Source organism: Salinivibrio sp. IB574 (assembly GCF_001996205.1).
Taxonomy (GTDB): Bacteria; Pseudomonadota; Gammaproteobacteria; order Enterobacterales; family Vibrionaceae; genus Salinivibrio; species Salinivibrio proteolyticus.
Genome location: NZ_MUFN01000053.1, coordinates 1 through 8,952, shown reverse-complemented (window position 1 = coordinate 8,952; position 8,952 = coordinate 1). Strand labels below are relative to the sequence as shown.

8 protein-coding genes and 4 tRNA genes are annotated in these 8,952 nt (G+C 50.5%); 7 read left to right on the top strand and 5 right to left on the bottom strand.

The window, feature by feature from the left end:
• Positions 1–87: 87 nt before the first annotated feature.
• From BZJ17_RS16565 to BZJ17_RS16550, 4 genes are all read right to left on the bottom strand, one after another.
• Positions 88–2,214, bottom strand: a complete 2,127-nt coding sequence (locus BZJ17_RS16565) for a family 20 glycosylhydrolase (RefSeq protein ID WP_077641467.1) — start codon at positions 2,212–2,214, stop codon at positions 88–90.
• A gap of 200 nt (positions 2,215–2,414) precedes the next feature.
• Positions 2,415–3,059 carry a nicotinamidase gene (locus BZJ17_RS16560; protein WP_077641466.1) on the bottom strand — a complete coding sequence of 215 codons (645 nt, stop codon included), beginning with the start codon at positions 3,057–3,059 and terminating at the stop codon, positions 2,415–2,417.
• A 12-nt stretch (positions 3,060–3,071) separates the two neighbouring features.
• A complete protein-coding gene (gene pssA / locus BZJ17_RS16555) occupies positions 3,072–4,421 on the bottom strand; it encodes a CDP-diacylglycerol--serine O-phosphatidyltransferase (RefSeq protein WP_077641465.1) in 1,350 nt (449 codons plus the stop codon).
• 113 nt (positions 4,422–4,534) lie between these two features.
• Positions 4,535–5,014, bottom strand: a complete 480-nt coding sequence (locus tag BZJ17_RS16550; RefSeq protein WP_346426283.1) for a GNAT family N-acetyltransferase — start codon at positions 5,012–5,014, stop codon at positions 4,535–4,537.
• Positions 5,015–5,041: 27 nt separating this feature from the next.
• Between BZJ17_RS16550 and murB the strand changes: the two genes are divergently transcribed.
• Together murB and birA are read left to right on the top strand one after the other, a co-directional pair.
• A complete protein-coding gene (gene murB / locus BZJ17_RS16545) occupies positions 5,042–6,076 on the top strand; it encodes a UDP-N-acetylmuramate dehydrogenase (protein ID WP_077641463.1) in 1,035 nt (344 codons plus the stop codon).
• Positions 6,073–7,041, top strand: a complete 969-nt coding sequence (birA, locus tag BZJ17_RS16540) for a bifunctional biotin--[acetyl-CoA-carboxylase] ligase/biotin operon repressor BirA (RefSeq protein ID WP_077641462.1) — start codon at positions 6,073–6,075, stop codon at positions 7,039–7,041. Before murB ends, birA begins: the two co-directional genes overlap by 4 nt.
• A 3-nt stretch (positions 7,042–7,044) precedes the next feature.
• Here birA and coaA read toward each other — a convergent pair whose 3' ends face one another.
• Positions 7,045–7,983: a type I pantothenate kinase gene (gene coaA / locus BZJ17_RS16535; protein WP_077641461.1), complete on the bottom strand. Its 939-nt coding sequence runs from the start codon at positions 7,981–7,983 to the stop codon at positions 7,045–7,047.
• Between the two features lie 209 nt (positions 7,984–8,192).
• Between coaA and BZJ17_RS16530 the strand changes: the two genes are divergently transcribed.
• From BZJ17_RS16530 to BZJ17_RS16510, 5 genes are all read left to right on the top strand, one after another.
• Positions 8,193–8,268, top strand: a tRNA-Thr gene (locus BZJ17_RS16530).
• Positions 8,269–8,274: 6 nt separating this feature from the next.
• A tRNA-Tyr gene (locus BZJ17_RS16525) sits at positions 8,275–8,359 on the top strand.
• A gap of 37 nt (positions 8,360–8,396) precedes the next feature.
• A tRNA-Gly gene (locus BZJ17_RS16520) sits at positions 8,397–8,471 on the top strand.
• A 13-nt stretch (positions 8,472–8,484) separates the two neighbouring features.
• Positions 8,485–8,560, top strand: a tRNA-Thr gene (locus BZJ17_RS16515).
• 104 nt (positions 8,561–8,664) lie between these two features.
• The coding region (locus BZJ17_RS16510; protein WP_241836837.1) for a GTP-binding protein at positions 8,665–8,952 on the top strand (288 nt) is incomplete at its 3' end.

Genomic DNA, 8,952 nt, shown 5'->3' with positions numbered 1-8,952 from the left:
CACCAAACCGGATGATGAGCTCACCTTTGTCGGTGACTTTGATTCTCCCGCACAGTGGAAACGTTACGGCGGTGCACTCACCGACCATTATGACCCTTTCACGGTGGCAGCGTCTAGTACCTCTTGTTTGGTGATAGGTGCACCATTGCGTTTTGCATCTGCGTTAGCGTAGAGATCATCGGGCATAAAGCTAAACGTCTTACGGGTGTCGGTAAAACGGGGTGCCCAATAATAGCCGCGCTCACTTGGGTCTGGTTCATAGGGGTGGTCAAAATAGAGGTGTGTGGCTTGGTTATAGATAACCCCATAGCCATTGTTGGCGAGATTATAGGCGCGATCGGCAACGCCCCACTCCCAGATATTTTGCCACGCATTGCCATAGACGTGCTCATTGGCAAGTTGTGCGCGTGGATAGACCTTGTTGTTGTGCATGAGGCCATCTTCCCAACCACCGAGATCGAGCTGATGACGTTGGGTAATGTGCGAAATACGTTCGACAAAGTACTGACTCAGATCGTCAACACTGTTCACACCTGCATCGTTGTCTGCAATAAAGGCTTGGCAGACGGGCGACTCTTTCCAAGCACCGGCAATTTCATCTCCGCCAAAGTGGAATGTATCAAGCGGCTGTATGTCTCGATGCGCATCGACGAGCGCCGCAACTACTGTATCGACGAAGCGATAACTGGATTCCATACAAACATTCATCGCATTGTCGGTGAACATTTGCACAGAAAGGTATTGGGTGTCGTCTTCAAAGTCCGTGAGCAAATATTCTTTCGCTTTGGCTTCATCACCTTGTGCCATGTACTTGTGGTAACGCGCTTCCATCGCTTTAATGGCCGCGTGCGCGTGACCTGGCATATCTACTTCTGGAATGACAGTGATATTGAGTGCTTCTGCCTTACGCAGAATCGCTTGATAGTCTTCCGTAGTGTAATACCCATTGGATGCTTCTGTGCCGTCAGGCCCTGCGCCTAAGAAGGGCAACACGCAGCGGGTTTCTGACAAGTCATGACAGCGTTTGCTACCGATGTCTGCCAGTTCTGGTAGGGCTGGGATCTCAATACGCCATGCTTCATCATCACTGAGACGTAAATGGAGCTTGTTGAGTTTCAGTGCGGCCATTTGGTCGAGTAACTTAAAGATCGCCTCTTTGCTGCGGAAGTTTCGCGCCGCATCGACAGACAGACCACGGTAAGCAAAGCGCGGTGCATCGGTTAGCGTTACCGCCTTGAGTGTCTCGCCGGTTTTAAGTTGTAGCAGGCTTTGTGCAGCGTATAAGGCACCCGCTTGATCAGGGGCGTCGATGTCAATACGTTGCTGCTCAGGTTGCACATCTAGGCGATAAGCTTCGTGCCACTGGTCGCTTCCATTAAGGGTGACTTTTCCCCACCCCACATGAATAACTTTTTGATTAGTAGGTGCCCAGTCGGTGGCTGAAATGCCAAGCTGATCGGCAAGCCATTGAGCTTGTGCTTGATAGCCGTTGTCGTAGACCACGGTCCACTCGCTATCGAGGGTGATATGGCCATTTTTCTCAATGCGACTGGCAGGTGTGGGAAGCACGTGTCCTTGGGTATCCACCAACGACAAATCGGCATTGCGTACATAGCGCTGCTCGGCCGTGAAAGGGTCATAATGGTCGGTGAGTGCACCGCCGTAACGTTTCCACTGTGCGGGAGAATCAAAGTCACCGACAAAGGTGAGCTCATCATCCGGTTTGGTGGGCACTTGGCCATTTTTGTGGTTACTGGTACTGGTAATCAATGCGGTATGCGTGTCAGCTTCATCGTCGGAGGCTAAATACCAATTCGGCATAATATCGGATTTAGCGACTTGCCAGTCAGAGGCATTAAAGCCAACCACTAACTGATCACCGGGAGCAAGCGGAACAAAGCTATCTGTGGGTTCGAGTTTGAAGAGATCCCCATTGACGTGTGAGACTTTAAGTTGATCGGTGTCGATCGACTTGATCATGCGAATGTGGCTGAAATAAATCGCCCAGCCCGTTTTAGGCAGTGTCTGAGTACTTTGGTTGGTAAAGGCGACGTTGCCCGTAAAAGAACGCCAGTCATCTTGCGTATTATCAATGACTTGGTATTGCACATCGAGCCCGTTTCCGAGTGCATCAAGCTGCGATGCAGGCATCGCCCAAGCGGTGCTAGATAATGAAGCGCCGATCAGGAGACCCAGAGCGGTAGGTTTGAGCATGCTATCCTCCATACTTATTTTTTATTGTGAAAATAGTTAATGGGACAGTAGGGGATAGCAAACTAAAAGCCTAGTACTCTTGTTATTCAAAGTGCATTTCTGTCTAAGGACTCAAACTTAATGGTCCGTTTAAGCCTGTGTTTGCACTCAAGGCGCGAGGACGATCGCAGCGAGAGAGTCCTCTGTCGCTGCGATACAAATTAACGGGGGACTAAACAGCCTAACGCCAACTGACTATCGACTAACTTGATGCCCACATCCAGCATCTCATCACAGGCGGCGGCGACCGTTTGTGGGTGAATCCCTCGGCAAGCGGCGAGGTTCACAATCACGTCAAATTGACCGCGCTTTTTCAGCTGGATGGCGGTGGTTTTGACGCAATAATCGGTTGCCAAACCACCGACAATGACGGTTTCTACCTCTTGGCTGTGCAGCCATTCAATCAAGCCGGTACTGAGCTTCTCTTCAATATCATGAAAGCACGCACCATAGGGATGTAAGTCGGGTTCGACCCCTTTCCAGACCACATAGTCGTACTCGGTGACAGGAGGTAAGTCGTCAATGGTTTCGAACCCTTTGGTGCCAGGAACCGCGTGTTTGACCCAGGTGAGATCCGCGTTTTTATACGATAGCGGTTGGAGCATATCGGCAGCATCGTCAACCACCCAAACCGCATTAGCAGGATGGGCATCCTTGGTGAGGACACGCACATCTGCGAGCGCGGCTTGGGCATTTAATGCCGATCCTAATTGATTTCCCTCGGGTACCGGTAACTCGTCAGGGCAGTCGGGTGTAAAGGTACGTTGAGGGTCCACATCAATAGCAGCGATTCTGGCGATACGCATGGCCTGCTCCTTTTATAGAATTTGATTGAGCAAGTGATCGGCGCGCACGCGTTTTATCCGTTTTAAAAGCCGTTTTACCGGTAACGGATAATCTTCCATCTTATCGATATGTTTGTAGCTACCGACCAAGCGCGTGTGCTCGAGGATCTTATCCACTTCTTGCTGTTTTTGCGCTTCGAGGCGTTGATGCTTATCGTGGACAAGAATGGCGTTTTCTAAATCTAATTTCCACGCACGTGGATTGAGATTATTCCCCGTCAGCAACATGTACTGGCGATCGACCCAAATGCCCTTGAGATGGAAGCTGTTATCGTCATGCTTCCAAATATGAATGTTCAACTGGCGTTTGGCGATGGCGGCTTCATTGCGGCGCGCAAAGTTACGCAAGTTCACTTCATAAAGATAGGGCAACGCTGAGATAGTCTTAAACGGCGCCTCTGGGGGGGAGTAAAAATCGTTCGCGGTTTTATCACCGACAATAATGCTGACGGTAACGCCTCGGCGCAGCGCGCGACGGATTTCTCGGACCACGCTACGGGGCGGATTAAAGTAGGGGGTACAAATCACCAACTCTTGATGCGCGCTGGCAATCAAATGACAGATATAGCGGTTGAGTTTGTTCTTACGTTTACCCAGCCCGACCATCGGTGTTAACCCAACCTGATGCTCACCAATCGGCTCATCGTCATAGCGATAGCTCGCACGTTGTAGCTGGCCGCGAAACTCACGAATACTGGGCTTAAGTGCTTTACTATTAGGTCGGTCTGGCGAGGCGAGGCAATTAACGGCACTGTCGGCGGTGAGTGTGTTGACGATAAAGTCTGCCATGGTATCGGCGAGCTTTTTATTGGCCAGCACATGATAGCGGTCATAGCGGTATCGGTCGTGCTGCGCGAGATAGACATCATTTAGGCTGGCGCCGCTGTAAAGTACCTTGTCATCAAAGACAAAGCCTTTGAGGTGCAAGACTCCAAAGACCTCGCGATTTCGCACGGGGACGCCCAAGACTTCAATCTTGTGGGTGTAGCGCTCGGCATAAGCACGATACAGGGCCGCATTGCCATCCGATTGTTCGGCGCCAATTAGCCCCCGTTGTGCACGGTGCCAATCAACCAGTACTTTGATGTCGAGCTCGGGGTTTGCTTGTTTCGCCTCATACAAAGCGTCGAGTACGCTACGTCCGGCCTCATCATCTTGTAGATACAGGGCAACCAGATAGATACGTGATTTGGCGTTTTTAATTTCGCTAAGCAGCCGTTCTCTAAAAGAAACTGCGTCTAATAACGTTTCGAGATGTTCTGGCTGGTGCGCAATGGTGGGCAGGCGATCAATTAGCTGCCGATTTGCGTTAGCTGAATCCATTGTTACCTCATGTTGTTCGACGGCCAGAGTCGAGCGGTTTGATGCTAAACCCTGAATTGTACCAGAAATCGTGGCAAGCAACGGATCTCTGATCCTAGGCTTTGCCATTATCATCACGCTTTCCCCTGATACGCCATCGCAACCAAGTCTTTGCCGGCGTGACAATAACTGTCAAATCGGGTAGCGAGATCCTCGGGTAGCGCCTCGCGTGCGACCACATCAAAACCGTGGCGCGCGTAAAGCCCAGTGAGATGGCGAAAGGCAAGGCAGAAACACGGCTTTGCCGCGATCGTCTCTTGGACGTCGGTCAGTAAACGATCACTCAACCCCGTTCCTCGCAGCGCTGGGCTAATGAGCATGCCGGTTAATAGCTGATAGGTTGGCCGTTGCTGAAAACGCACTGCGCCACACAAGCCATTTGGACCATCAATCACCCAAATTATTTCATCTTTTTTGGGCTTTCCCGGTGGGTAGTGAGTTTTATAAAGCCGAGCCACCAATGGAAAACGCAATGGCTCCAGCGGGTGAATACGATAATTATCCATAGTCCAATAGGTGCGCAATACGAGCAGGACAGGTAGTATACCTATCACTGAGTTTCCTGACAGCGTAATGCATTCATGAAGTGGTTATCTGATGTGTCTTTGACACCCCATCATACATTTGGTTTACCAGCACACGCTCATGCGGTGGTTGAAGCGCATAGCATTGCTGACTTATACGCCATTTGGCAGCATCCAGACTATGCAAGCTTACCCAAGTTGATCGTTGGGGAAGGCAGTAATCTGCTGTTTTGTGAAGATTACGCGGGTGTGGTGGTGCTAAACCGCTTGTCTGGTCTTGAGGTAGAGGAAACGCCGCACGACTATCTTCTGCATGTGGGAGCCGGCCAGTCTTGGCACCAACTGGTTGCTTGGACGATTGAGCAAGGCATGCCCGGGCTGGAAAATCTTGCCCTTATTCCGGGATGTGTGGGCGCGGCCCCGATTCAAAACATTGGCGCTTATGGTGTCGAGTTTTGCGAACGTTGCGCCTATGTCGATATCGTCAATCCACGCACTCAGGAAACGCGTCGCTTGACGCGAGAAGCCTGCCAATTTGGTTATCGTGACTCCATTTTTAAAACTGACGCGATGACAGGGTGGGTGATCACGCAAGTGGGATTTCGATTAGCGAAAGCGTGGCAGCCAGTGCTCAAATATGGAGCGTTAGCCGATCTTGATGGTGAGCAGGTGTCCGCGCAAACTATTTTTGATGCAGTGTGTGCGATTCGCCAAGCTAAGCTCCCCGATCCTCGGGAATGCGGTAATGCAGGGAGCTTCTTTAAAAACCCAGTGGTGGATGCACAGCATGCGCAAACCTTACAAACTCGTTATCCCGATATGCCCATGTACCCGGCTGGTGAGGGCAAAGCGAAGCTTGCAGCTGGCTGGTTAATTGACCAATGTGGCTTAAAAGGAGCGAGACAAGGCGGTGCACGTGTCCATCCTAAGCAAGCATTAGTGCTGACTAACGCTGATCATGCGACTAGCGAAGACGTCGTCCAACTCGCAAAACGCGTGGTCGATGACGTACAGGCGCGGTTTGGTGTCACCTTACACCATGAGGTGCGCTTTATGGGCGCACAGGGTGAAACCACCTTGGAGGCGCAATGAGCCGTACACATAGCGCAAGGTTAGCCCTTATCGGCCGTTTATCCGACGGTGAATTCCACTCAGGCGAAATGCTAGGAGACGCGTTGGGCATGAGCCGGGCGGCTATCAGCAAACACATTAAAGTGTTGCAGTCATGGGGGCTAGATATTTACCGTGTGCAAGGTAAAGGCTATTGCTTATCGCAACCGATTGAGTTGCTTGATGAAGCTTGGCTAAGTGATCACACTGATGCGCCTGCCTTATCCGTTATCCCAGTCATTGACTCTACCAACCAGCATTTGATGGAGCGTGTTGGACAACTGACGTCAGGTAGTGTGTGTTTGGCTGAGTATCAACAGCAAGGTCGCGGTCGGCGAGGGCGTGTGTGGCAATCACCGTTCGGGAGCAATCTGTATCTATCGATGTATTGGCGCCTAGATGCGGGACCGGCCGCTGCGATGGGGTTGAGCCTTGTGGTGGGTGTGGCGATGACCAAGGCGTTGCATGAACTGGGCGCGCCTGGTGTGAAAGTAAAATGGCCGAACGATCTCTATTATCAAGATAAAAAGCTTGCGGGCATCTTAGTGGAAATGACGGGGCAAACCGGCGATGCGGCACATCTTGTGATCGGGATGGGGCTGAATATTGGTATGGGACCGCACGTCAGCGAGCATATTGATCAGCCGTGGGCACGATTGGCCGATGCGTGTCAGCCGATGCCATCACGTAACGTGCTTGCCAGTGTATTGATAAGCCGTTTACAAGACGCGTTGCTCGATTATGAAAAAACCGGCTTAGCGGGGATCATGGATGATTGGCAGCAATTAGATAACTTCAAAGGGCGTCCCGTGAAACTCTTGATGGGGGATCGCGAAGTTCGCGGTATTGAGCGTGGGATTGATGAACACGGTGCGTTGTTACTGGACGTGGATGGCGTCATCACACCCTATTTAGGGGGAGAAATTTCACTAAGGCGTGATGACTAACAGTTACTTACGTACGCGAATGCGCTGGACCGAATGATTAGCGCCTTTCTCTAAGATCAAGCTGGCTCTCTCTCGGGTAGGAAGAATGTTTTCCATTAAGTTCCGCCCGTTGATTTCATCSCAAATACTCGCGGCGGTATCTTTGGCCTCGGCAACCGATAGACGCGTGTAGTGATGAAAATACGCATCTGGGTCTAAAAAGGCGCCGCGACGGAATTTCATAAATCGCTCGATATACCAGTGTTTGAGTAATGCCGGTTCAGCGTCAACATAAATAGAGAAGTCGAGAAAATCTGAAATAAACACATGATGAGGATCATGTGGGTAATCCATCCCACTCTGTAAAACGTTCAATCCCTCTAGGATCAAAATATCGGGCTTTTCGACTTTCTGCACTTCACCAGTGATGTCATACACCAAATGTGAGTATATCGGCGCTTCCACACAGGCTTTACCGGATTTTACATCTGCCACAAACTCCACCAATTTGCGCATGTTATATGATTGAGGAAAGCCTTTTCGTTTCATCAATCCACGCGCTTCCAACTCCGCGTTGGAATACAAAAAACCGTCGGTAGTCACTAAGGCTACCTTGGGGTGATCGGGCCAGCGAGTCAGTAGGGTTTTTAATAAACGTGCAGTGGTACTTTTACCGACCGCGACACTGCCTGCAATCCCAATAATATAAGGGACATGATTGGAGGCAGGCTGAGTCAAAAACTCGTCGAGCACCTCAGTGCGACTCTTGCGCGACTTGATATACAGATTGAGTAGTCGTGACAGAGGCAAGTAAACATCTCTCACCTCATCCATTGAGAGGTGCTCGTTTAGCCCTCGCAGGCGTTCAATGTCGTCTTCGGTGAGCGTCATGGGCACTGCATCCCTCAGTTCAGCCCATTGTTGACGGTCGAACGACAAATAAGGCGTTAGCGTTGCGTTCATGGTCCGTTTGCCTTAAGCCAATAAAGAGGTGGACGATACCGCAATCTGCGTATCAGGAAAAGTAGTGGTCCGCGTTGTTGTTATTTAGGATTGGCTATTTTAGCAACAATTAAGCCCTAAATTGTGCAACAGGCGAAAAAATCACCTGTTTTTTTGATTTTTCCTATTGCAAGGCCCCATTTCATCGCATAGAATGCGCAGCACTTGTCGCCGGCTTAGCTCAGTTGGTAGAGCAACTGACTTGTAATCAGTAGGTCGCCAGTTCGATTCCGGCAGCCGGCACCAAAATTAGGTGGGATTCCCGAGCGGTCAAAGGGATCAGACTGTAAATCTGACGGCTCAGCCTTCGAAGGTTCGAATCCTTCTCCCACCACCATTTTCAAATTGTTTGAATAGCTCTACGAGAAACGATTGCGGGCATCGTATAATGGCTATTACCTCAGCCTTCCAAGCTGATGATGCGGGTTCGATTCCCGCTGCCCGCTCCACTCTTTTTAGAGTGCTGATATAGCTCAGTCGGTAGAGCGCACCCTTGGTAAGGGTGAGGTCGGCAGTTCAAATCTGCCTATCAGCACCATCCTCTCCAAGGTAACTTCAAGCCGTTTGATATATACTCAACAAACCTAATTGTTGGTTGTGTGGTCGTAATGCCACCGAAATACCGTGCTTAGAGGGACTGTCATGTCTAAAGAAAAATTTGAACGTACGAAACCGCACGTTAACGTTGGTACTATCGGCCACGTTGACCACGGTAAAACTACTCTGACTGCCGCTATCTGTACTGTACTTGCAAAAGTACACGGTGGTGCAGCGCGTGACTTCGCATCAATCGATAACGCACCAGAAGAGCGTGAGCGTGGTATCACCATCGCGACTTCGCACGTAGAATACGATACGCCAACTCGCCACTACGCGCACGTTGACTGCCCAGGGCACGCCGACTACGTGAAAAACATGATCACCGGTGCA

Coding starts and splice junctions, on each gene's coding strand:
- BZJ17_RS16560 (WP_077641466.1), bottom strand. CDS start 3,059: ATGCGTATCGCCAGAATCGCTGCTATTGATGTGGACCCTCAACGTACC.
- pssA (WP_077641465.1), bottom strand. CDS start 4,421: ATGGATTCAGCTAACGCAAATCGGCAGCTAATTGATCGCCTGCCCACC.
- murB (WP_077641463.1), top strand. CDS start 5,042: ATGAAGTGGTTATCTGATGTGTCTTTGACACCCCATCATACATTTGGT.
- birA (WP_077641462.1), top strand. CDS start 6,073: ATGAGCCGTACACATAGCGCAAGGTTAGCCCTTATCGGCCGTTTATCC.
- BZJ17_RS16565 (WP_077641467.1), bottom strand. CDS start 2,214: ATGCTCAAACCTACCGCTCTGGGTCTCCTGATCGGCGCTTCATTATCT.